General features: G+C 68.8%; 18 protein-coding genes and 4 pseudogenes. 12 read left to right on the top strand and 10 right to left on the bottom strand.

What is annotated here, in order from left to right; translation table 11 throughout:
• Positions 1-24: 24 nt before the first annotated feature.
• The 3 genes and pseudogenes from FPZ41_RS05825 to FPZ41_RS47945 form a co-directional block, all read left to right on the top strand.
• Entirely contained in the window at positions 25-1,131 is a 1,107-nt protein-coding gene (locus tag FPZ41_RS05825) for a TetR/AcrR family transcriptional regulator (protein ID WP_152859793.1), read from the top strand.
• A gap of 344 nt (positions 1,132-1,475) precedes the next feature.
• Positions 1,476-1,754, top strand: coding sequence for a hypothetical protein (locus FPZ41_RS46870; protein WP_194235999.1), 279 nt, complete (start codon positions 1,476-1,478; stop codon positions 1,752-1,754).
• A 775-nt stretch (positions 1,755-2,529) separates the two neighbouring features.
• Positions 2,530-2,655, top strand: a pseudogene (locus FPZ41_RS47945) (IS21-like element helper ATPase IstB); the annotation flags it as partial.
• A gap of 102 nt (positions 2,656-2,757) precedes the next feature.
• On the opposite strand, the gene FPZ41_RS05840 reads toward FPZ41_RS47945, so the two are convergent.
• Complete coding sequence (locus tag FPZ41_RS05840; RefSeq protein WP_152859794.1) at positions 2,758-3,426, bottom strand: DUF1707 SHOCT-like domain-containing protein; 669 nt, start codon at positions 3,424-3,426, stop codon at positions 2,758-2,760.
• A 413-nt stretch (positions 3,427-3,839) separates the two neighbouring features.
• Positions 3,840-4,643 (bottom strand): DUF6461 domain-containing protein, encoded by an 804-nt coding sequence (locus FPZ41_RS05845; protein WP_152859795.1) that lies wholly within the window; start codon positions 4,641-4,643, stop codon positions 3,840-3,842.
• 329 nt (positions 4,644-4,972) lie between these two features.
• Between FPZ41_RS05845 and FPZ41_RS05850 the strand changes: the two genes are divergently transcribed.
• Positions 4,973-5,146: a hypothetical protein gene (locus FPZ41_RS05850; protein ID WP_228022494.1), complete on the top strand. Its 174-nt coding sequence runs from the start codon at positions 4,973-4,975 to the stop codon at positions 5,144-5,146.
• Positions 5,147-5,823: 677 nt separating this feature from the next.
• Here FPZ41_RS05850 and FPZ41_RS05860 read toward each other — a convergent pair.
• The gene (locus FPZ41_RS05860; protein WP_152859796.1) at positions 5,824-6,594 is read right to left on the bottom strand and encodes a methyltransferase domain-containing protein; all 771 of its coding nucleotides are present in this window, start codon (positions 6,592-6,594) and stop codon (positions 5,824-5,826) included.
• A gap of 76 nt (positions 6,595-6,670) precedes the next feature.
• On the opposite strand from FPZ41_RS05860, the gene FPZ41_RS05865 reads away from it, so the two are divergent.
• From FPZ41_RS05865 to FPZ41_RS47955, 3 genes and pseudogenes are all read left to right on the top strand, one after another.
• Positions 6,671-7,075 (top strand): MerR family transcriptional regulator, encoded by a 405-nt coding sequence (locus tag FPZ41_RS05865; RefSeq protein WP_152859797.1) that lies wholly within the window; start codon positions 6,671-6,673, stop codon positions 7,073-7,075.
• A gap of 84 nt (positions 7,076-7,159) precedes the next feature.
• On the top strand, positions 7,160-7,696 hold the full coding sequence (locus FPZ41_RS47950; RefSeq protein ID WP_322619863.1) for an SMI1/KNR4 family protein: 537 nt from the start codon (positions 7,160-7,162) through the stop codon (positions 7,694-7,696).
• Positions 7,697-8,009: 313 nt separating this feature from the next.
• Positions 8,010-8,165, top strand: a pseudogene (locus FPZ41_RS47955) (glycosyl hydrolase-related protein); the annotation flags it as partial.
• A 24-nt stretch (positions 8,166-8,189) separates the two neighbouring features.
• Here the strand turns inward: FPZ41_RS47955 and FPZ41_RS05875 are convergent.
• Together FPZ41_RS05875 and FPZ41_RS05880 are read right to left on the bottom strand one after the other, a co-directional pair.
• Positions 8,190-9,932: a pyruvate dehydrogenase gene (locus FPZ41_RS05875; protein WP_152859802.1), complete on the bottom strand. Its 1,743-nt coding sequence runs from the start codon at positions 9,930-9,932 to the stop codon at positions 8,190-8,192.
• 213 nt (positions 9,933-10,145) lie between these two features.
• Complete coding sequence (locus FPZ41_RS05880) at positions 10,146-11,288, bottom strand: MBL fold metallo-hydrolase (RefSeq protein WP_228022496.1); 1,143 nt, start codon at positions 11,286-11,288, stop codon at positions 10,146-10,148.
• Positions 11,289-11,558: 270 nt separating this feature from the next.
• On the opposite strand from FPZ41_RS05880, the gene FPZ41_RS05885 reads away from it, so the two are divergent.
• Positions 11,559-11,870 carry a hypothetical protein gene (locus tag FPZ41_RS05885; protein ID WP_152859804.1) on the top strand — a complete coding sequence of 104 codons (312 nt, stop codon included), beginning with the start codon at positions 11,559-11,561 and terminating at the stop codon, positions 11,868-11,870.
• 292 nt (positions 11,871-12,162) lie between these two features.
• On the opposite strand, the gene FPZ41_RS05890 is transcribed toward FPZ41_RS05885, so the two are convergent.
• From FPZ41_RS05890 to FPZ41_RS05900, 3 genes and pseudogenes are all read right to left on the bottom strand, one after another.
• On the bottom strand, positions 12,163-12,633 hold the full coding sequence (locus FPZ41_RS05890; RefSeq protein ID WP_228022498.1) for a hypothetical protein: 471 nt from the start codon (positions 12,631-12,633) through the stop codon (positions 12,163-12,165).
• 208 nt (positions 12,634-12,841) lie between these two features.
• Positions 12,842-14,269 (bottom strand): annotated as a pseudogene (locus FPZ41_RS05895) (IS1380 family transposase).
• A gap of 158 nt (positions 14,270-14,427) precedes the next feature.
• Positions 14,428-15,618 (bottom strand): CdaR family transcriptional regulator, encoded by a 1,191-nt coding sequence (locus tag FPZ41_RS05900; RefSeq protein ID WP_152859806.1) that lies wholly within the window; start codon positions 15,616-15,618, stop codon positions 14,428-14,430.
• A 148-nt stretch (positions 15,619-15,766) separates the two neighbouring features.
• On the opposite strand from FPZ41_RS05900, the gene FPZ41_RS05905 reads away from it, so the two are divergent.
• The 4 genes from FPZ41_RS05905 (at position 15,767) to FPZ41_RS05920 (ending at position 20,003) form a co-directional block, all read left to right on the top strand.
• Positions 15,767-17,158 (top strand): MFS transporter, encoded by a 1,392-nt coding sequence (locus FPZ41_RS05905; protein WP_152859808.1) that lies wholly within the window; start codon positions 15,767-15,769, stop codon positions 17,156-17,158.
• The gene (locus tag FPZ41_RS05910; protein ID WP_152859810.1) at positions 17,155-18,444 is read left to right on the top strand and encodes an NAD(P)/FAD-dependent oxidoreductase; all 1,290 of its coding nucleotides are present in this window, start codon (positions 17,155-17,157) and stop codon (positions 18,442-18,444) included. The genes FPZ41_RS05905 and FPZ41_RS05910 overlap by 4 nt, the downstream gene beginning before the upstream one ends.
• A gap of 134 nt (positions 18,445-18,578) precedes the next feature.
• Positions 18,579-18,983 carry a nuclear transport factor 2 family protein gene (locus FPZ41_RS05915; RefSeq protein WP_152859812.1) on the top strand — a complete coding sequence of 135 codons (405 nt, stop codon included), beginning with the start codon at positions 18,579-18,581 and terminating at the stop codon, positions 18,981-18,983.
• A gap of 222 nt (positions 18,984-19,205) precedes the next feature.
• The gene (locus FPZ41_RS05920; protein ID WP_152859860.1) at positions 19,206-20,003 is read left to right on the top strand and encodes an HAD family acid phosphatase; all 798 of its coding nucleotides are present in this window, start codon (positions 19,206-19,208) and stop codon (positions 20,001-20,003) included.
• 15 nt (positions 20,004-20,018) lie between these two features.
• Here the strand turns inward: FPZ41_RS05920 and FPZ41_RS05925 are convergent.
• Together FPZ41_RS05925 and FPZ41_RS05930 are read right to left on the bottom strand one after the other, a co-directional pair.
• Positions 20,019-20,599: pseudogene (locus FPZ41_RS05925) on the bottom strand (IS5 family transposase); the annotation flags it as partial.
• 813 nt (positions 20,600-21,412) lie between these two features.
• Complete coding sequence (locus tag FPZ41_RS05930; RefSeq protein WP_152859814.1) at positions 21,413-22,468, bottom strand: hypothetical protein; 1,056 nt, start codon at positions 22,466-22,468, stop codon at positions 21,413-21,415.
• Positions 22,469-22,594 lie beyond the last annotated feature (126 nt).

Raw genomic sequence — 22,594 nt, forward strand, 5'->3', positions numbered from 1 at the left:
CACACCAGGAGCGGAAGGGGCACGATGGCGAGACTGACCCGCGCACAGCAGCAGGAGCGGACCCGTGCGGCGGTGCTGGTCGCGGCGCGGCAGGAGTTCGCCGAGTACGGCTACGTCGAGGCGAAGATCGACCGGATCGCCGAGCGGGCCGAACTGACCAGGGGCGCGGTCTACTCCAACTTCACCGGCAAGCGCGCGCTCTACCTCGCGGTGCTGGTCGACGCCGCCGAACGGGCCCGGGACGCCGCCGAACCACCGGCGGAATCCCCCGACTCTGTCGGACAGGCGCTCGGCTCCTTCGCCCGGGTCTGGCTCGAACGACTGCCCTTCCTCGGCGACACACCGGGAAGCGGTCATCTCCAGCTGCGCTCACTGTCCGGAGTACTCAACACCGAGCCGGCGCGGGCCGCGCTGGCCGAACTCGTCCGGTTCGAAGCGCTGTTGCTCGCGCTGGCACTTGAGCCGCGTTCCGCCCTGCGCGCCGGGACCGTGCGGCCGGCCGGGCTGGCCCTGACCCTGCTCCACGGTGCGGCCGGCCTCGCGGAGAACGCCCCCGGCGTCGGCGACCCCTTCGACCTGACCCGCGCCGCCGAGCATCTGGCCGACATCGCCCTCGGAGACGACACGGAACCACCGCACCTGCCCTACGTCGCTCCGGCGCGCTCGACCGAGGACCCGTGGGTGCCGCCCGGCGGTCTGCGCGACGAGATCACCGGCCGACCGGTCGACTTCGGCGACGACGGGGTGGTCGCCGTGCTGGGTGTGGGACGCCTGTCCGCGGCCGAGGACGCGATGCGCTCGGCGCGGCCGGACGACGAGGTGACGATCGTCGTCGTGACGAGCGACCCCGCAGAGATCGGCCGCCTGGCCCGGCTCCGGATCGTCGATCTCATCGGCTGCCTGCGCCGGGTGTTCACGGCCGACCGGCTGCCGCGGACACGCGTCGTGTTCGACGACACCGGCACGGTCCCGGCAGCACTCGGCCACACCTCGGCCGACGGCCTCGACCTCACCGAGATCGCGGTCCGGGTGCACGACGGACTGATCACGGCCCACGCGACCGGCCGCGGCGCAGGCCATGCCGCGGCCCGCCGCCGTTCCCCCGATTCCCGCCGGACCGGGGCGGTGTGACACCGGGCACGGCTTGTGACACCAGACATGGCTTCGGGGCCGGTCCCCGAGAAGCGGTGCGCCCCGGCCTGGGTGTTCGTGGCGGGGCGAGATACGGCGCCGCGTAGCCGCCGATACGGAGGGACACCCCTCGTTCCTCCCCGGCCTCCGCCAGGCCCAACTCCGGCCCGCGGGCGGTGCCGGCTCCTCAGCGATGTCGGCCGTGCTGTCGGGCGGCAGCCGAGTCAGCGTCGCGGTGAGCGCGCACAGGGCGAACGCCCCCTGCAATGGGGCCACTCGGCCGACGCCAGTGTCCTATCGAGTGACTCGCCCCGGCATGGGCGCTGAGCGCGTTCGGCCCGGGCATGCCGCAGAGCCTGGGCGTGGGTCGCCTCGGCTTGTCGGCGGCGCTGAAGGCGGGCCGCCTCGATCGGGGCCGGCTCACCGGCCGGGACGTCGGCCGCCGGTCCGACGTGGGGCCACCTCAGGAACGGCACTGGAAAGAGACGGAGTTCAAGGTCTCGAATCAGAACCTGTACCTCGTGGCCACCAGGGCTTCGGTCGCCAGAGCGGTCCACTGCCCTGCATACGCCGACGTCCAGTTGTCCGGGCACCAGACGCCGCTGCCGTTGCGGTGGTTGTAGCAGAGCTTGACGTTCCGTCCCGTTGTGGGATTGATGGCGATGGACCCGCAGTTGGCGTTGGTGGAGTACCAGTCTCCCCTGGGATATCCGATCGGGCCGATGTGGTAACTGGCCGGTTTGGTTTCCGACTGCGACGTGGGCGCTTGTATCACAACGTCTTACTCGGAGGCTGACGAGCGCACCGAAGTCGACGTCGGAGAGGCAGTCGCGGTGCCGGCCAGCGTGCCAGAGGCCAGCACGACTCCGTCTGTGACCGTGGCGCATCTGCGCATGATCCTGGACATGTCCCCGTACCTTTCATCCAAGTCGTACAACCGGGAGAAGCCTCCCGGACACGGTCGACTTACGGCCCGACTTGGCCGTGTCCATGCGCCTGTGTGCGACCGGCCTGCGAATGTCTTTGACGCCCCGTGCAGAGCATTTGACGATCCGTCTCCAACGGCCGGGCGGGTCCCGCACCCGGTCGCGGCGAGTGCGCACAGACAGGGTGTATGTTCCGCAAGAACCGCGACTACCTGCGATGACGTGCACGCCCTGTCTGTGCTGGGCGGGGTGCCGGCCGGGCAGGTCCGCTACGACAACCTCGCCCCGGCCGTCAGCAAGATGATGGTCCACTGCGATTTACCCATGAGGCCCCAGCGGGAGAAGCACGCCTCACAGTCCCGCCGCGAGCCCTCAAGCGACGTCACAACAAACTGACATCGAAAACTCGGCCAGATGGCGACTCCCCCAGTCACTTCGAAACGGCTGCCACAGTCACGCACATAACCAACTTACTGACCCTCGGCCGTGCGCGGCGATCGTGGATCGACTCACCTTCAACGCCACCCTCATCGAGACTGGAACCGAGTCCTACAGGCTCGCCCGCAGCAAAGCCAACCGGACCAAGCAGTCGAGCTGACCAGGCTCACTTCGGCAGCGGCCGCACCCGCGATACCCGAGCATCGTCCGGCCCGTGAGACCTCAGCGACCGCCCCGGCGCCGACAGTTCACAACGATGGAGTCAATCACCTGCAGAAAAGCGCGTGGGCCTGCGCAACAGCCACTGCCAGAACGTTCGACGCGCGGGTCGCACCACCACCTTGCCGTGGGCCTTTTGGCCGACCAGTTCCACACGCAGCGTGACCGGCGTGTCCGGGGGCGTCCGCATACGGCGGTGTCTGAGCTTGCAGTGGACCAGGGTCAGGCCGTCAACATCGACCTCGACGCCCGGCCTCGTGACCAGCGTCAGGCTCTTCCCCGCCATGGCCACATCGATCCGCAGGGTGTTCTGTGTGATCACCGCCTCGGTGAAGTCGAGCGTCACGTCACACCAGGTCACCGCGAGCTCCAGCCGCTGCGGCAGCACCCAGCGGCCCGTCCGCTCGACCGCGCCGCTGAACACCTGCTCGATCCGGACGACGTCCTTGGGCTCTATGGCCGCTGCCGCAGTACCGTCCGCGGCGGTCGAGATGGCCGGCAGGTCGGCGGTGAGCACGGCCAGTTCGCTCAGAGTCCGCGCCGACAGGGCAGTTTCCAGACGCTCGTCCAACTCGTCCGCGGTCAGCAGACCGTCCCCCGCCGCGATACGCAGCACATCCACCACCCGGTCGCGGTCCGCATGAGAGGCTCGCAGCTCGGGCGACGAGCCGGGGCCGGGGCGCTTCTCGGTGGGCGAAATCTCTCCCGACATGCTTCCGTCCTGGTCCTGTCGAACGTCTTCGCGCGACGCAGGCAGCCGCGCAAGTAGCAGACTAACGCCATATCGCGACACAGCTCCCGGCTGGGCCCATCACGGAGAGGCGATGGTCAGCGGCGATTCACGGCATGCGGCACCCATCATGCCGGGGCCTGGGTGCGGCAACAACCGCACCCCAGTGGTCAGTTGAACCCGCCCTCTGGGTGGCCTTGCCGGCCGCAACACTGCCCGTCCTGCGGTGGCGGCCGACGATCCTGCCTCAATTCTCACCGACCTCACCGGGACCAGCATCGGCAACGCGACGGACTGGACGAACGTGGTCAAGCGCAACATAACTGACCACATCGCCTACCGGCGCAACGACAACGAAACTCCCCAATCCCTGGCAACGGGTGGTCCCCGGAGATTCAGGGAGCGGGGGACGAGGGCCCGAGGATGACAATCGGAGCATTGGCTTTGGCGCGGGCGCGCTCCACAGCAGCATCGACTTCCTCACGGGTGAATTCCCTGTGCAAGCGTTCCCCGTGAGCGTCGGTGACGTCGATGACGATGCCGGTCCACTCCTCGGCGGGCGCTTCCGGCACATGCCCGAGCTGGTACTCGGCATTCCGAACGAGTTCCTCCGTCACCCGCACACCGGTCAGCCGCTCAGCAAGGGCGAAGACCGCCGCCTTGGAGTCGACGTGCGTCTCAGATGCGGCCTCTTCCTCTGAGAGGGCGAAACCGACCTCACGCATCACCGTGTTCAGGGCGTCGGGGGTACTGCCGTTTCTTGCCGTGGCCCCCTCGAAGGTGGTCCGGAGCTCTCCGTCCTCGTACCAATAGAAGAGGTGGATCGGTTTGCCTCCGTTGCTGCAGTGCATCACTGCGCGCCCGCCTGCCGACAAGGCCTCCAGAAAGCGTGGCTGCATCCCTACGCCGCCGTCGAAGTGCAGGACCAGTGTCCAGTCTTCGTCGGCGCCCAGCACGGTGAACGCACCGGAGATGAAGGACTCTTCCCAGTAGTCCGTCGCATCGAGTAGTTCGTCCTGCCGCTCGATCAACGCGTCCACCCCTGTACACGTGCCCTGCGGCTCTGCCGCCATCACCCGCTGCACGTCCCCCGGCGTGACCCCCCGCACGAGGGTCAGGGTGTATCCGGTATCGAGCGCGCAGCGGAACCACGATGACGAACGTATCCAGGCGTAGTCATGTGCGGTTACCGAAGCCATGCAGCACAGTCTGCCTGCCACCGCTGACACGGACCCGTGAAGCAGGTTCGGTACTGCCGCAGCTCGTGCACATCTCGTGTCGGCTGCAACCTGTGGACGCCGCTCAAACCAACGCTCACTCGCCTCGCTTGCCTGCGCATGCACCGAGTCCAGCAGGAATACCGGATGCATGAAACAAGTGTGCTGCGCCAGTAGCACCCCCCACCCAGGGCCGATGCGACGCCTGCGAAATGGGCTCGAGCCCAGCCCTGACACGGTCATGGCCCCGGTGCCCGGCCGTACACCGCCTGGCCGCTTGACCAACGAGATTCCCGAAGGAGAACTCGCCCATGACGACTTTCACGGCGCCGCCCTCCGTGATCGACAAGAACCTGGACACTGCCTGCGCCACGGTCGCCGGCGAGATCGAACGCACGGGCGGCAAGGCGTCCTTATTGCTCGCCTTCAACGGCGCCGTCCTTGCCGGTCTCGCGTCCGTCGCCGACGAGGACTGCCGCCTGTGACCGAGTATCCGAACGGACATGGGGCGGGCTGCTGTCCAGCTTCCTGGGCGGCTTGGCGCTGACGGTCGAACTCGGCCTTGAGATGTGGGTAGGTGCGGTAGAGCGCCGCCCGCGGTACTCCTGCGAGGGTGCACAAGCTCTTGACGCCGCATTTCAGCCCATCGAGAACCGGACCAGCGAGGAGTTGCCGCGTCACGTTCCGAATCCTGGCCGCGGGTTCCGCTTGGGGGTTGTGCATCATGATCGCGGCTCCTCGTCAGGGTGGCGGGCAGCGTCAATATCGGCGACGACGCGAGTGGCACGGTCGAACGCGACCTGAGCTCGGGCCCGTTCAGGCTTGCATGAGGCCGCCTCGCGGCGAGACCTGGTAGGCGGGTGCTTGGGGCCGCCGCGGGTGAAGCGGCGCAGGACCTGCTCGGCTCCGTCTGGGGCGGGCCGTCGTCCGCAGCAGGTCGTCGCGGCACTCCATCGCCTGGTGGCCCACCTCTGCCAGAACCCAGAGGCCCGCCTGCCGGACTTCTATGGGGTGGGGGCAACCGTCCGGCTTGTCGGCTGGCGAAGAAGGCAGTCGGTCGCAAGGTCTCGCTGAGCTGGCGCAGGCGACCCCCTGGACGTCTGCTGATGCGCGACCTGGGTGCAGGGGACTCGGGCTCTAGCTTGATCAGGTGATCGCCGCACTACCGCAGCGCCATCGCTGTGGCCACGAACATCGGCAGTGCCAGGAAGAGCCGGTCGGCCTCTGCCCGCGCATGTTGCTCAGCAATCCAGCTTTCCGTTTGCTCAGGTGTGATGGCGCCGGTGGAGCAGGCTCCTTCGGCCAGCCCGGTGAGCAATGGCAACATCACCGGTCCGGTGAACACACCGGTATGCACATCGACCGTCACCTCGCCAAAGCCCGCGTCCAGGAGCAGGTTTCGGTACCGGCGGGCGGCGCGCGGGCCAGCGGTCAGGTCCGCGCGAGCGTGGACGATCCTGCGAGTGAGGGCCGCATCGTCGGAGTCGATGACGAACGTGTCCCAGTCCTGGCCCACCAGAACGACCCGTCCACCGGGCGCAAGAACCCTGCGCGCTTCTGCCAGTGCCCGCTCCGGCTCGCCCAGTTCATGGAACACCTTGTCGGCCCGGTAGCCGTCCATCGAGGAGTCGGTCAACGGCAGTTCGTACGCCCCCGCGTTGCGGAAGTCCGACTCGGGCCATCGAGTGCGGGCGACCGCGATCATCCGCTCGCTCGGGTCTACACCGACAGCCTTCATGCCCCGGTTGGCCAGTTCCGCCACGGCCCGTCCAGCGCCGCAGCCCACATCCACTACGGACTTCCCGGATTCGGCGCCGAGCAGGTCGTAGGACAGCGAGCGCAGTTCATTGGCACCCGGCAGCCGGTCGGCGGCGTCGAGCAGCGCGATGAGGTCGTCCGTCGGCTGCGGTGTCTGATCCGTTTTCTTGGTCATGAGGACCAGGCTGCGACTTAATGTCAGCATGAAGTCAAGCGAGCACAGGATGCCCGTTGACGAGGAGCGCCGGTCGATGACCATCGGCGCCCTCGCCGAACGTTTCGGTCTGGCCACGCACGTCCTGCGTCACTGGGAAGCGATGGGGCTGCTCACGCCCGCCCGCGACGCCGCAGGCCGCCGCCGCTATGGGAACGCCGACCTCACACGCGTCGCCGTCATCCTGCGCGCCAAGGAGGCAGGACTCTCCCTCGACACCGTTCGTTCCCTGGCCGCGACCACCGATCCCGCCACGCGCAGGGACATCCTGCGCGAAGAGGCCCAGGCCCTTCGCTCCCGCATCGCGGCCGCGCAGACATCCCTCGAACTCATCGAATGCGCCCTCGGCTGCGACCACGAGGACTTCACCCAGTGCGCCCATTTCCACCGGATGGTGGCAGACCGCATCGGCACGGACGCTACTGTCCACATCCCTGTCTGACACAAACCCACCCGACACCGGGGCCGGCCCCACGGAACCCGCCCCGGACCGGTGCTAAAAGATTGTTGTATGTGGGTTCAGCGAGTGCTCGAACTGACCACGTGGGAGCCACTCAGGATCTCCGTCGACTGGGCAGCGATCGAGGGAGAGCTGGGGGTTCCGCTGCCGGCGGACTACAAGGAGCTCTACGAGGCGTTCGGCGGTGGCGTCTTCAGCGATTCCGTCTACTTTCTGGGGCGCGACGAGGGCGTCTCATTCGACTTCCTGACACAGTGGCGGGTCTCCCTGTCGGTCGACCAGGACAGCAAGCTCGGAGACGTCTCCGCCGTCGATCCCTATGCGATCTACGCGCCGGGCGGCAAGGGGCTGGTTGAGTGGGGCTCCACCGAGTGGGCCGACGAGTACTGCTGGCTGATCGATGCCGAGCGGCCGGGCGATTACCCCCTCCTCGCACGGTCCCATGACGGCGGCGCATGGGACCGGTACGACATGTCCGCCTCTGAGTTCCTCTACCGCGTCCTTGCCGATGCCGATTTTCAACCTTTCGGGATCGCGCAGTACGACCTCGGCACGACGTTCAAGCCCGGCTCCGGCGACCCCTTCGACGGCCAGCCACTCTGACGAGAGGCTGGCCGTCCCACGTTCGTGGACACGACAGTGCCGTCGTTTCTCATCGAGATCCGTGAGCCGGCTGATTACCAACTGCCTCCGGAACCGGTCGCCAAACGCTGTTCCTAGAGATCAACGAAGCCACCGCCCTCTCACAATTCCGCGACGTACTCGAAGGCACCCTGTCAGGTACCGGCGTCCAGAGCTGAAAGCGTGCAGGTGCTCACCCCACCCTGAGCATCACGGTTGCACAGCTCGACAAGCCGCCCGAGTGAGGCCCGGCACATGGCTGCGCATATGAGGGCTCCAGTCGGCGGGCGGCCGGGCCGAGGCGACGCTCCGGGTCGGCTTCCCCGTCGTACGGGCGCAGCTCACCGACCTGCTGGAGCTGCCGCTGCGCGAGGTGGCGGCCGACGGGCGCGGTCTCGTGCTGACGCTGCGGCCGTTCCAGATCCTGACCGTGCGACTGACCCCGGCATGAGCGGACGTCCTGCCCGGGACCGGTTCAGGGGCGGGGCACGTTCCGCAGGTTGGAGCGGGCCATCTGGACCATCCGGCCGACTCCGCCGTCCAGCACGATCTTGCTGGCGGAGAGCGCGAAGCCGGTCACCATCTCCGCGCTGATCTTCGGCGGGATGGAGAGCGCGTTGGGGTCGGTGACGACGTCGACGAGGGCCGGGCCCTTGTGCTTGAAGGCGTCCTTGAGGGCGCTTTCGAGCTGCTTGGGCTTCTCCACCCGTACGCCGTGAGCCCCGGCGGCCCGCGCGATCGCCGCGAAGTCCGGGTTCTTGTTGGTCGTGCCGAACGACGGCAGGCCGGCGACCAGCATCTCCAGCTCCACCATGCCGAGTGAGGAGTTGTTGAACAGTACGACCTTCACCGGCAGGTCGTACTGCACCAGGGTGAGGAAGTCGCCCATCAGCATGCTGAATCCGCCGTCGCCGGACATCGACACGACCTGCCGGTTCCGGTCGATGAACTGGGCGCCGATGGCCTGCGGCAGCGCGTTGGCCATCGAGCCATGGCTGAACGAACCGATGACGCGGCGTTTGCCGTTGGGCGAGAGGTAGCGGGCGGCCCACACATTGCACATACCGGTGTCGACGGTGAAGACGGCGTCGTCGTCCGCCAGCTCGTCCAGCACCGCGGCGACGTACTCCGGGTGGATCGGGATGTGCTTCTCGACATTGCGGGTGTAGGCCTTGACCACGCCTTCCAGCGCGTCGGCATGCTTCTTCAGCATCCGGTCGAGGAACTTGCGGTCGGTCTTGGCCTTGACCCGGGGGGTCAGACAGCGCAGCGTCTCGCGCACATCGCCCCAGACCGCGAGATCGAGCTTGGAGCGGCGGCCGAGGTGCTCGGGGCGCACATCGACCTGGACGATCTTCACATCGGTGGGCAGGAAGGCGTTGTACGGGAAGTCGGTGCCGAGCAGGATGAGGAGATCGCACTCGTGGGTCGCCTCGTAGGCGGCGCCGTAGCCGAGCAGTCCGCTCATGCCGACGTCGTACGGGTTGTCGTACTGGATCCATTCCTTGCCGCGCAGCGCGTGTCCGACCGGGGACTTCACCCGCTCGGCGAACTCCATCACCTCGGCGTGGGCCCCCGCCGTGCCGCTGCCGCAGAACAAAGTCACACGTTTCGCCTCGTCGACCATCCGGCAGAGCTTGTCGATCTCCTCGTCACCCGGACGTACCGTCGGCCGCGAGGTGACCAGGGCGTGTTCGATCGACTTCTCCGGGGCCGGCTGCGATGCGATGTCACCCGGCATCGAGACGACACTGACGCCGCCCTGTCCGATCGCGTGCTGAATGGCCGTCTGGAGCAGCCGAGGCATCTGACGCGGGTTGGAGATCATCTCGTTGTAGTGGCTGCACTCCTGGAAGAGCAGCTCCGGATGGGTCTCCTGGAAGTAGCCGAGACCGATCTCGCTCGAAGGAATGTGCGAGGCGAGCGCGAGAACGGGTGCCATGGAGCGGTGGGCGTCGTAGAGGCCGTTGATGAGGTGCAGGTTGCCGGGCCCGCAGGATCCTGCGCAGGCCGCCAGCGAGCCGGTGACCTGGGCCTCTGCTCCGGCGGCGAACGCGGCGGTCTCCTCGTGCCTGACCTGGATCCAGTCGATCGCCGCATTGCGGCGGATGGCGTCGACGACCGGGTTGAGGCTGTCACCGACGACGCCGTACACACGTTTGACCCCCGCCCGCGCGAGGATGTCGACGAACTGCTCCGACACGTTCTGCTTGGCCATGAGTGCGTACCCTTTCCGCGCTTCGGCTTCCGGACTCCGCATCCATCAACCCACGGCGCGCGCGGTTACGCCTTCCAGACGCCGACACTCGCAGTTGCGCCGCCTTCGCCCGGCCGGGGCCGGCCCCAGGCTGCCCCGGCTGGTCGCGGGGCGCCGGGACGGCGACGGGTGCCGGCATCCCGCTCGGGCCCAGCAACAGCGGGCCTCATCCGCTCATCGCCGAGGGGCGGTGGGGCGGATGCCCGTGGGGCCGGGCCGTCCTCCCGGCCGGGTCAGCTGCGGCTGAATTCCCGCCCACTCCTTGATCTTGAAGTTGCTGCCGCTGCGCTCCACCTCGGCGGCGCCGTGGCCGGGAAGGTGCGCGGGCAGGACGAGGGCCTTGTTGTCTGCGGCCCACTCCAGTTCGCGGCGCCGGGTCGCGAGCGCCATTCTCTCGTCCTCCTCGAAGCAGCTGTTGAACTCGGGGTGTTCGAGCTGCAGCGGGGTGTGGAGCAGGTCGCCGATGAACACCGCCCTGTCACGTCCCGACTCCAGCCGGATCACGGACGAGCCGGGAGTGTGCCCGGCGGCGAGGTGCAGCTTCAGGCTGGAGTCGAGGGTGTACGAGCCGTCCCACAGCTTCACCAGGCCCGCCTCGTGGACCGGGAGCACGCTGTCCTCCCAGACGTTCTGGTTGCCCTGCCAGTACTTCGGCCGCACCGGGCCCTGCGTGTTCCAGAAGTCGAATTCGATCTTGGGAATCAGGTACGTGGCGTTGGGGAAGGTGGGCACCCAGTCACGGCCCTCACGCCGGGTGTTCCAGCCGACGTGGTCGTTGTGCAGGTGGGTGTTGACCACGACGTCGACGTCTCGCGGCGGGACTCCCGCGCGGGCCAGACGGCGAAGGAAGTCCGTATCCATGTACTGCCACTGTTTGGCGTACGGACGGAACTTGTCGTTCCCTGCGCCGGTGTCGATCAGGATCGTCCTGCCTTCACTGCGCAGGACCCAGGTCTGAAGAGCGGAGTGGACCATGTCGGTTTTCGGCTGCCAGAAGTCCGGGCTCAGCCAGTCCTTGTTCTGCTCCCACAGTTCCTGCGAGCTCTCCGGGAAGAACTGGCGAGACGTGAGGCCCACCGGACCGCTGAACTCCACGAAACGGGTGACGGTGACCCTGCCCAGCTGGATCGTCTCGACGCGTGTCCGGCCCTCGGGCTTCGTGAACGGCGCGGCGGAGGCGTTGGCCGGCTGGACCATCGGGCTGCCCAACAGCCCGGCGGCGCCGACGGCCGCCGTGACTCCGACAAAGCCACGCCGGGTCAGGGAACGTGAAGGATTTTCGCTGTCCATTTTCTGCACTCCGATGGAATCACTCATCACGTCCTGCAGTGCCTGCGATGGAGGAGGCCAGGCTCGTGATAGGCCGCTTCTGGATCGTCGCAGCCGGCTACCACCACAGTGCGCAAGGCAAGCGTCGACGGGTATCCGTCACGTGACTGAAAGAGAGAAGCCATTGAAGTCGCGGAGGAGTCGCCACTCGATGATCCTCACGAACCAAAGGCCCGAATCATGTAATGAAAGTCACAAGACCATCCACCGAGCAGGCACTTGAGTGGTCCGGTGCGCTGCCGGAAGAGAATCCCGTTGATGACCCTGCGACGACTCCCCCAATGCCTGGTCACGTTCGTCACGAAGGTGGCCATGACCAAGGCGATGGCCCGTCGGGCCATCGCCGACCGCATCCCGTTCAGCCGGTGCGACGCCGAGGAGGTCCTGGACGACGTACGTGACTACATGGTGGAACACCTCGGAGACCGCGAGACTGTCCTGATCGTCAATGACACCGGCTTCCTGAAGAAGGGTATGCGCCACTGGAGTTGGAGCTTGTCGGGGACAGCGCAGTTGATTTGTCCGCGACTGGTATGGCGGATGGTGATGACCTTCAATGTGTCTGGATGAGGCGCCAACGGGTCGTCGGTCAGGTCGGATCTGCCAGGGCGGACGCCTCGTGAGCGGAACATCCGATCAACTCCCGCTGGAGGACATCACTCCACTGCAGCGTCCCGTCGACCGCCTCGGGCAGGCACCGGAATCCGCGGTCGGCGCGCATCACCCGGATGGAACTCCCAACTCCCGCCGCAGGAACGCGCGTTACACCGAGAATGGGCGGCTCGGAGCAGTCCCGCAACTTGGTCGGCCGCGCACGGCTCGGAGGACAGGGCGACCTGCCGACCGCCGCATACCGGCAGCCCTACCAGGCGGGGCGGTGATCGCGGCGTTCCGTCGAATAGCCGGAAGGCGCGGCCGTCTCGGTCCGGCACAGCCAACCCGGGTCGGGCGGGAACTCATCCGTCGCCGGTGCCGGAGGGTACAGGCGCCTGTGGCCGGGGAGTTGCACCTCGGTCAACGCGCCGGCCCGCATCATCCACAGCCCGAAGCAGTCGTCATCCTCGTCATGGATCAGCACCTGCACACTCGTCGGATCCGGCCACGCCAGGGACTCCAAGTGCCGCATCAACCCCTCCCGCGGGCGCATCCGATCGAACTCGATGAGCCACCCGCCCACGAACATGCCGAGCGACTCGAAGCAACCCTGCCAACTGCGCGCGGGATCCGGCCGGGTCAGGGGATCCATCACCTCGTCCGCGTACGGCGCCAATACGATGACCTGGGCAATTCTGCTCACGCCCGCAATATCAGCGCAGACGGGAGTCGTCGGCAATCGAATTCCAAGCCGACGGCAAGCCGATCGTCAGCCTCATTTCGTCAGCGGCTGTGATTGCCTGACCGGGCTGTCGGTTCGCCCTGTTTGTTCCGCGTGATCGCGGGCGGGGCCTTCGCGTATCGCTGCGGCTGCGCCGGGGTCCACGGCTCCCGGAGTGTGCTGGTCCTGCTCCTTCCTGGTCTTCGTCGGGGCTGGCGGCCGGTCGTCAGGTGACGGCTGGGAGGGCGGTGAGTCGCTGCCAGCAGGTGGTGAATGCTGCCGCCCAGGGCCAGGTGACTTCGATCCGCAGCCATCGGCGTCGGGCGTGGTCGGCGAGGCGGGCGGGCAGGTGGTAGAGGCGGAAGCGCATGGTGTCCGGTTCGGCGTCGGCCAGGTCGTCGATGTCGTGCAGGGCCAGCAGCCGCAGCCATGCGTCGAGATCGGCGGCGAGGTTCGCGGCGAGCATCCACCCGCGGTTGACCTCCCACGAGGCGGAGGGCAGGTTGCCCAGACCCATCGCCTTGTTGGTGCGGACCCGGTCCTCCACCCCGGCATGCGAGCGGTGCAATACGTCCAGGAACTGGCTGTGGCCCGAGCCGGCGATGCCCCACATGTGACGGATATTGGTGGCAGTGATGCACTACCGCCAGCCCGTCTTCTTCTCGAAGGCGGTCAGTTTCTTCAGGTGCCGACGGGTGGGCTTCACGCGGCGTACGATCAGCCGCATGCCCTCCGGCCAGCCCGCGCGGGTGTTCAGCCCGGTCAACTCGGCAACGAAGTAGCCCTCTTGGAGGCTGCCGTCCTGGTGCAGGGAGGTCTCCCAGGCACTGTCGGGCAGCTTTGCGATGGCCTTCTCGTCGTCTTCGGTGATCTTCCAGCCGACCGTGTAGCGCACCGTGCGCCGCGTGGTGTTCAGCGCTTCGAGGTGTTCCAGCAGCCCGTGAGTGGCCCCGGCTCCGTCCACCCGGATGAGGATCTTCGCTGCCGAGGAGCCTGGAATCTGGGCGAGGGCGTCCGTGAGCACGCGGATGTGGTCGGCCACCGTGTTCGCTCCTGAATTCCCCGGCCGCAGGAGCATCGCCAGCGATTCGGTGGTGTTCGCGCACCACGCGGCCAGCGGATGAAACCCGAACGTCTTTTTGAAGGTGACCGCTGCCCCGGCCTTCTTGGACGCGGCGGTGATGACGGTGGCGTCGATGTCGATGACGATCCACCCGGTCAGCCGCTTGCCAGCCACGACCAGCCAGGGGAAGCCGCCCGGCCGCAGATGCAGCAGGCTCCACACCTGCCGGCGCACCCTCGCCCGCACCTTTGCGATCTTCGCCAGGGTGGCCTCGTCGAGCTCGGCCAGCGTGCGGCGAGCGGTGGAGTCCGAGGCCGCGGGCCCGAACAACGGCCGGTGATGCAACTGGAGTTGCTCGGCATCCGACAGGTTCGACGCACCCAGCACGATCGTGATCGCGAGGTGCACCAGCACCCCGGCGCGGTCCCGCCAGCCGGCCGCCGTGCTGGACGGCAGCACCTTCGCCAGCGCCCCGGTGAGCCCTGTGCGGTCCGCGCACCGGCGCAGCAGCACCGCCCCGGCATGCCCGATCAGCCTCTTCCCGTCAGCCACCACCGACAGCCGACGGTCCCACCCTGTACGCTCAACCACCAGAAAGGTGCCCTGACTTCTGTGCCGGATACGATCTAGACACTCGCATCCTTGCAGGTCAGCGGCACCTTTCTGCTATCGGGGCGTCAGATCGCCCAATTCCGCTGAATACCCAGGGTCAGTTGAAGCGGCGCACGCGCATCGGCCGAAACCTCCCTTCACCGCACCCCCGGCACACCCCCCGGCGTCAGCAGATCCGCCAAACAGGCCAGGTACAGCGCCATCGCCGTCTTCGGATGGCGGATGTCCTGGCCCGACAGTTCCGTGAGACGGGCCAGGCGGTGGACGAGGGTGTTGCGGTGGATCTGTAGGCGGTCGGCCGTGCGGACGAGGTGGAAGCCGCACTCCGGCCACGCCACCAGCGTCGCCCGCAGGTCGGGCCAGTCGGGGCGGGACCGCAACTCCCCCAGCAGCGCGTCGGCGTAGCGGGTCCGGTCGTGGCGGACCGCCGACGCGACCAGGTGCGGGACGCGCAGGTCGTGCGCGGCGAAGACCCGGGAGCCCGGGTCGAGCACGGGCCCGATCCGCAGGGTGGCCGCCGCGTCCTGGTACGAGGCGTGCATCCCCGCGACACCCGACCCGGGCTCGGCCAGCGCCACGCGGGCCGCCAGCCCGTGGCGTTCGCCGACGAGGTCGACCAGCGCCTCGCAACGGGCGGCGAGGGGAGCGCGCCGGCCGTCCGCCGCGCGCAGCACGAGGTAACGGCCCGCCGTGAGTTCCCCGGCCACGTCCTGCCCGCCCGGGAAGACCTCCCGCACCGTACGCAGCAGCGACATCCGCGAGACCGTGACGGCGTCGCCGGAGCCCAGCGGCACGTCGAGGAGCACAGCCGTGCGCGGTACGGAGGGATCGAGGCCCAGTTCCCGGGCCCGCCCCTCGACCGTGTCGGCGTCCACGGCCTCCGGGTCGTACAGCGCGATGTCCCGCAGATGGTCGTCGACGGCCCGCTCGTGCAGCATCCGGGAGCGCAGCAACTGCGCCTCGGTGAGCAGGATCTCGGTCTGGCGCCGCACGACGAGCCCGAAGCGCCTTACCTCGTCGGGCTCGCCGGTCAGGCACACCGTGCCGACGGCCTGCGCGCCCACGATGATCGGCAGGCTCATACCGGGCCGCACCCCGGTGAACTCCCGTGCCTGGCGGGCCGTGTGCGTGGCCGCCTTGCGGGTGCGCAGCACGTCGTACGACGCCTCGTGGACGGTGCCCAGGCGCTCGCGGTCACCGCATCCGATGACCACTGCCGAGCGGTCGGTGATGAGCACGTTGAAGCCGGTGATCCGCCCGATGTCGCAGGCGATCTCCTGGGCCAGCTCGGGGGTGAGGACGGACGGCGGCGGGTCCTGACGGCGCATGTGCGGAAGGTACAACCGACAGACGCGGGAGGGAACAGGGTTCGTACGCTTCGTACGGTGACGGGCCGACAGCCGCTCTCTACCTTCGTCCAGCAACGGGTGACCTTGCACCCCGGTCCCGCTCACCGCTTCTGCCCCAGGAGACGGCATGCCCGCATCACTGGAGAACTCACGCCCCAACCGAACACACTGGCTCGTCACGCTCTACGCGGGCGGCGGCGAGTTCTGCGACGGATACATCCTCAGCATCATCGGCGTCGCGCTGCCGCTGGTCACCAGCGACTTCGCCCTCGGCGGAGCCATGTCGGGGCTGATCGGGTCCGCGTCGCTCATCGGCATGTTCGTCGGCGGCCTCGTCTTCGGCTACGTCACGGACAAGGTCGGACGGCAGAAGGTCTATCTCGCCGACATCGCCGCGTTCATCCTCCTGTCGGTCGGCCAGTTCTTCGTGTCGGACCCGTGGACCCTGACCGTGCTGCGGTTCGCGATGGGCATCGCGATCGGCGCCGACTTCGCCATCGCGGGCACCATCGCCTCCGAGTTCGCGCCCCGCAGGTCGCGCGGTCCGCTGCTCGTCGTCATGGTGACCATGTGGTCGGTGGGCGCGGCGGCGGCGTACGTCGTCGGCTGGCTGATGATGACCTCCGGCCATGACGACTGGCGCTGGATGCTCGCCAGCAGCGCCGTCCCCGCGGCCCTGATCCTGCTGCTGCGCTTCGGCACCCCCGAGTCCCCCCGCTGGCTGATGAGCAAGGGCCGCACCGACGAGGCCCGCCAGGTGGTCCGCCACATGCTGGGCCCGGACGCCGACCTGCACGACCTGGAGGCCGAGGCCGACAGCGGGGGCGTCCGCAGGTACACGGACATCTTCCGCGGCGAGTACGGGCGCAGGACCCTGTTCATCGGTGTCTTCTGGGCTTGCCAGCTCCTACCCATCTACGCGATCACCACCTACGAGCCGACCATCCTCGCCTCCCTCGGCCTCGACCACGGTGACAGCGCCTATCTGGGCTCCGTCGCGCTCCAGATCTTCTTCGTACTCGGCTCCCTGTCCGGGATCCTCTTCATCAACCGGGGCCGCAGGCCGCTGCTGTTGTGGAGCTTCGCGCTCGCGGCGGTGCCCCTGCTGGTGCTCTCGCTCCTCGCCGAGCCCTCCCCCTCCGCGGTCCTCGTCCTCTTCGCCCTCTTCGGCCTCGCCTCCTTCTCCAGCCAGTGCCTCCAGGCGATCTATCCGTCCGAGCTGTTCCCGACCTCGATCCGGGCCACCGCCAACGGCTTCGCCACGGGTGCGAGCCGTATCGGCGCCGCGATCGGCACCTGGGGCGCCCCCGTCGTCCTCGGCCACAGCACCCGGCTCGCCATGTTCCTCGGCGCCCTCATCTGCGGCGTCGGCTGGTTCGTCTCGTTCCGGCTCGCGCCCGAGACCAGCGGCAGGAGCCTCGCCGAGACCAGTTCGGACCGGGCGCCGGCCGACCCGTCCGCCGCCACCCCGGATTCCGGCACGACCAGCCCCGACGCCCCGGTGAGGGAGCCCTCGTGAGCGCCACGTCCCCCCTGTCGCCGTCCCGCCCCTCGACCGCGCTCGTCGTCGGCGGTGGAGTCATCGGCCTGGCCTGCGCCCACGAGCTCGGCCGGGCCGGGCTCAAGGTCACCGTCCTGGAGCGGGACCGGCTCGGCAGCGGGGCCTCCCGGGGCAACGCCGGTGAGGTCTGCCCCGACATCGTGGAACCGCTCGGCTCGCCGGGACTCACGGTCAAGGCCGTCGCCGGAATGCTCCGTCCCGCGAGCCCGCTGTGGATCAACCCGGTGCCGAGCGCGCGGCTGTGGGGTTTCCTGGCCCGCCTCGGGCTGCACAGCACCACCCGCCACTACACCGCGGGCGCCGCGTCCCTCGCCGCGCTCGCCGAGGGCACCTTCGCCCTCTTCGAGGAGCTGGAAGCCCTCGGCGTGCATGGCGAGGCCGCCAAGAACGGTTTCCTGTTCGCCTACCCGTCGTACGAGGAGGCCGAGCACGGGCTCGCCGCGCTCCGCAGGCTGGGGGCTCCCGTCACCGCCGGACCACCGCTCACCGCGCTTGCCCTGGCCGACCTCGAACCCGCGCTCGGGCCCGCCGCCCGAGCCGGTTTCGTCGTCGAGCACCAGTGGTCGCTCGACCCCACGCGCTTCGTCGACTCCCTCGCGCGGCGGCTGCGGGCCGACGGGGCCACCCTGGTCGAGGGCGCCCGCGTCACCGCCGTGCACCGGGCCGGGGGCCGGACCGAAGTGCGGACCAGCGCGGGGACGTACGGCGCCGATGTCGTCGTCATCGCCGCCGGGGTGTGGTCGCGTGAGCATCTGCGCGGACTCGGCGTGGACGTCGACCTGGTGGCGGGCAAGGGGTACAGCTTCGCGGTCCCGGCCGACGAACCGCCGGCGCGCCTGGTCCACCTGGGCTCGGCCAAGGCCGTGCTCACCCCGCTCGGCAAGCGGGTGCGGGTCGCCGGGACCATGGAGTTCGACCGGGACCCGGACCGGTTCCGGCAGCGCCGGGTCGACGCCATCGCCCGTGCCGCCCGTCCGTATCTGCCCGGCGCGGAGTGGGAGCGGCGGGAGCAGGAGTGGATGGGCCCGCGCCCCATGACACCCGACGGGCTGCCCCTGATCGGCCCGGTCCCGGGGCGGCCGGGTGTCTTCCTCGCGACGGGGCACAACATGCTCGGCCTCATGCTGGCCCCCGCCACCGGGCGGCTGATCGCCGGTCTCGTGACGGGGACGGCGGACTCGACGCTGGCCGCCCGCTTCGCCCCCCGGCGGGTCGCCCGGCGGGCACGCGGCGTCCCGCGCTGACCGACGGCTCGCGTCCGGTGTCGGCCGACAGGGTGTGACGTCGCGAATCGCCGGTCCGCCGCCACCGGGCGCACCGGGTGCGGCGGTCTACGCTGACCTCCCGATCGCCTCGCCCCGCCCGGAGGAACTACGCGATGGACGCCGACATCCGGACCAGGGCCGCGATCGAGGAGCACTGGCGGGCGTCCGAGCGCGGGGACACCGAGGCCGAGCACGCCGTCTACGCCCCGGACGCGATCCTCGACTACCCGCAGTCGGGCGAACGCTTCCGGGGCCGCGCGGCGATCGCGGCGCAGCGTGGCGGGCACCCCGCCGACCGGCATTTCACGGTGCGGCGGATCGTCGGCGGCGGGGATCTGTGGGTGAGCGAGTGCGTGATCAGCTACGACGGGGTGCCCACCTACTCGGTGAGCGTTATGGAGTTCACCGACGGGCAAGTAGCGCACGAGACGCAGTACTTCGCGGACGGGTTCGGCGCGCCCGCGTGGCGGACGGCACTCGCGGAGCCGATGCCGGGCCGGAAGATCACCCGGGCCTGATCCGGAACGGGTGACTCCTCGGGCAGACGTCACCCGCCGGTCACCCTGAAGTAGCCCAGATTAACTTCGTGCGGCGCGGCGAACACGGACTCACGGCGGGTTCCTATAAATCCGGTCAAGAGGGTCGCCTTTCGGGTGTGATGCGCGTAGACAGTGCGTGACCTGTATGAACGTGCATCGATTGCACATACCGCGAAAAGCAGACTCGGAGAACCCATGCGGATGCGTACGTCCCTCAGAGCCGCCGCGCTGATCGGCGCCTGCGCCGTCGCCGGTGGCGCCCTGTTCGGTGCCGGTGCGGCCACCGCCGGACAGTCGACGGCCAACTCCACCAAGGAGCCCTACAACATCGGGCTGCTGGTGAAGGACATCGACACCTACTACGGCATCACGACGGACAGCGCCGGCGTGTACCAGGCGTCGCCGACCAGCCCGTACGCCAAGGACCTCGCGAAGATCGACGCCGACGCCAAGAAGTACGTCGACCAGGCGGCCACCAAGGCGAAGCAGAAGCACCAGAAGCCCGCGGTCGTCTTCGACATCGACGACACGCTGCTGCTGAGCCTCGACTACGAGAAGCGCTACAACTACACGTACAACTCGGCGTCCTGGGCGGACTACATCAACCGCGCCGACCGGCCGAGCGTCTTCGGCAGCGCCGACCTCGTCCGCTACGCCCAGAAGAAGGGCGTCGAGGTCTTCTACAACTCGGGTCTGACCGAGGCGCAGCGCCCGGCCGCCGTCGAGAACCTGAAGAAGATCGGCGTCGACGTGAACCTCGGCGCGGGCCACATGTACCTGAAGGACGCGGCCAAGCCCCCGGCGTACCTCAAGTCCTGTGCCACGCCCGGCTCCTGGACCTGCACGACCGTGCAGTACAAGTCCGGCACCCGCCAGCACATCGAGAAGGACCTCGGCTACGAGATCATCGCCAACTTCGGCGACCAGTACTCAGACCTGGACGGCGGCCACGCCGCCCGCACCTACAAGCTCCCGAACCCGACGTATTTCGTCGGCTAGGGGCTTTCGTTTGGATCACCGGGCGGACCATAGGAAGACGCCTGCGATGTGGAGTCCCGCCAGGTAGACGGTCGCGGTCTTCTGGTAGCGGGTCGCGATGCCTCGCCACTGCTTCAGGCGGTTGATGCACCGTTCGACGGTGTTGCGCTGCTTGTAGATCTCACGATCGAAGGCCGGCGGCCTGCCGCCCCGACTGCCCCGTCGGAGGCGGTGGCCGCGCTGGTCCGCCGGGATCGGAATCACTGTCCGGATGCCGCGCTTGCGCCGATGGTCGCGGATCGCGCGGGACGAGTAGGCCCTGTCCGCCAGGACCACGTCCGGTCTGGTGCGCGGACGGCCCCGTTGCCGGGGAACGCGCTGGCGGGTCATGACGGCGGTGAAGGCGGGTGCGTCACCCGCTTTCCCGGCGGTAAGGACGAACGCCAGGGGCCGGCAGCGGGCATAGGCCGCGAGGTGGATCTTGGTGGTCAGCCCGCCGCCGGACGTGCCGATGGCGTGGTCGGCGGGTTCGCCGGCCGGGGCCCCTTTTTGCGGGCTCCGGCCGCGTGCTGGTGAGCCCGCACGATGGAGGAGTCCACCGACACGGCCCAGGTGACCCCGTGACAATGTTCTCGCCCAACTCGATGCCCTGCACGGCTGGCAGCGGCAGTACACGCTGATCGCGCTGCGGTCATTATTCGGCAAGGCGAAGAAGAACGGCACCATCTTCAAGAACCCGACCAGCCGCATCCGTGTCGGCCAACGTGAGTACGGCATCCTCCTGCCCCTGGAGCCTGAGCACATCGCGAACTCGGTCACCATCGTCACCACGCCTGCCGACCACCTGGTCCTTGCTCTCGCCTCAGTGCATGCCACCCGGTCCCGCGCGATCCGCCGTCTCCAGCTCGACGACCTCGACATCGGCAACCGGAAGCTCACGATCGACGGCCGTGTCCGGCGCTTGGACGACCTCACCCTGCACGTCGCCCGCGAGTGGTTGGACTTTCGCCGCCCGCTCTGGCCCGACACCGCCAATCCTCACCTGCTGATCAACAAGTTCACCGCGCTGGGCACCGGCCCGGTCAGTCGGGTTTCCCTCACCGCACCGCTTCGCGGTCAGGCCGCCACACTGGAACGGCGAGCCGACACGCGCACTCCGCCCGCGCTCTCCTGGAACGGCCCATGGCGGCCCGGTAGCCTTGCCTGGACACCGGACGAGTTAATCCGAAGTTTCGGCCCGTCAAAGGGGCGAGGGTGTCCAAGATCCGTGTGTGACGACAGCCCTGAACACCCTCCTCCGATCTCGTCGTCGATCTTCACGTACAGTGCGGTCAGCCCGCCACGGGCGCGCTGCTGCTGGACACCGGGCTGCGGATCGGCGAGGCCCTGGGCCTGCGGCACGAGGACATCGAGCCGGCCGAGCCGAGGCTTTACCCGATCGGGGCACCGGACGGCACCCGGGCCTCTCCCGTGCCGCCGTCGAGCCGCTCGCGCTGGCACGCGAGCAGGACACCCATCGGCGCCAGCGCCAAGGGCAGAAGCACGAGCGCTACCGCAACCGGGGTGATGATGACGAGGACGCCGGTAACCCACACGTTGTCTCCGGTGGTGGCCAGCATGAGCAGCCCCGCCCAGTGCGCCACGTACGTCCCGAGCCACTTCAGCACCATGAAGGCGACGGCGACCGCGACCGTACTCAGCAGGAAGATCCCGGTGGTGCGCAGACGTGCAGTACGGGTCAGAGTCCAGGAACGGCGCATCGCTGCCGTCGCCGAGGAGTTGTCCGCCACCCGTACGGTGGTGGCCAGTGAGAAGCGGGCCAGGAGGACGAACCCGAGCGCCCAGATCACGACGGGCAGGATCCGGCCCACCAGGATGAACTGCACGGTCGCGGGATCATGGTACGTGGGCCACACGACCCCGGGCACCATCTCCAACTCGACGACAACCAGGACGAGCAGGCCCGCCAGTCCCGGGACGAGGGCGCACACCAGGGTCAGCAACTGGACGCGGAGGGCGGCCCCGAGGTGCGGACGGGAGCGGCGCCACAGCGCGCGAAGGGACAGAGCACCGGGGGCCGTGGCAGCGCCCGTGCCCGCCGCCGCGCGTTCCCGCTCGTACGCGACGGTGACGGCCTGGGCGGTGAGCAGCCAGGCGATCGAGACCATGGCGACGAGGAGCAGCAGCGGGTACACGCAGAACGCGACCTTGACGAGGCTGTCCCACTGGTCGGCGTACGCGACGTAGGAGTCCTCGTATTCGATGGCGAGCTCGGCGGCTCTTCTGGCTTCCAGGAAGAGGCCCCACGACGCGGCGAACGCACCTGCCACGATCCCCCCTCCGACAAGCAGCGCCGCCGCGCCGGCCAGGACGGCGGAGCCGAACACGGGGCGCCGATTGCGGCCGGTGATCCGCAGGGCCTCGGCCACAACGGGGGTGCCGGCCCGGCGGTCGTCCGAGCTGATCACAGGACGGCTGCCCGTCATGCCGCACCTTCTCTGTTCACGGGCCTGTGGACGGCGGCGTACGAGCGGTGCCACCACTGGGTGGCGTAATGGACCATCCTAGCCGCCGTCAGCGCCGCGCCCATCGCCTCCCGGTGGCGGAGGACC

Origin of the sequence: Streptomyces acidicola (assembly GCF_009377235.1) — a bacterium.
In the GTDB taxonomy this organism is placed as follows: domain Bacteria; phylum Actinomycetota; class Actinomycetes; order Streptomycetales; family Streptomycetaceae; genus Streptomyces; species Streptomyces acidicola.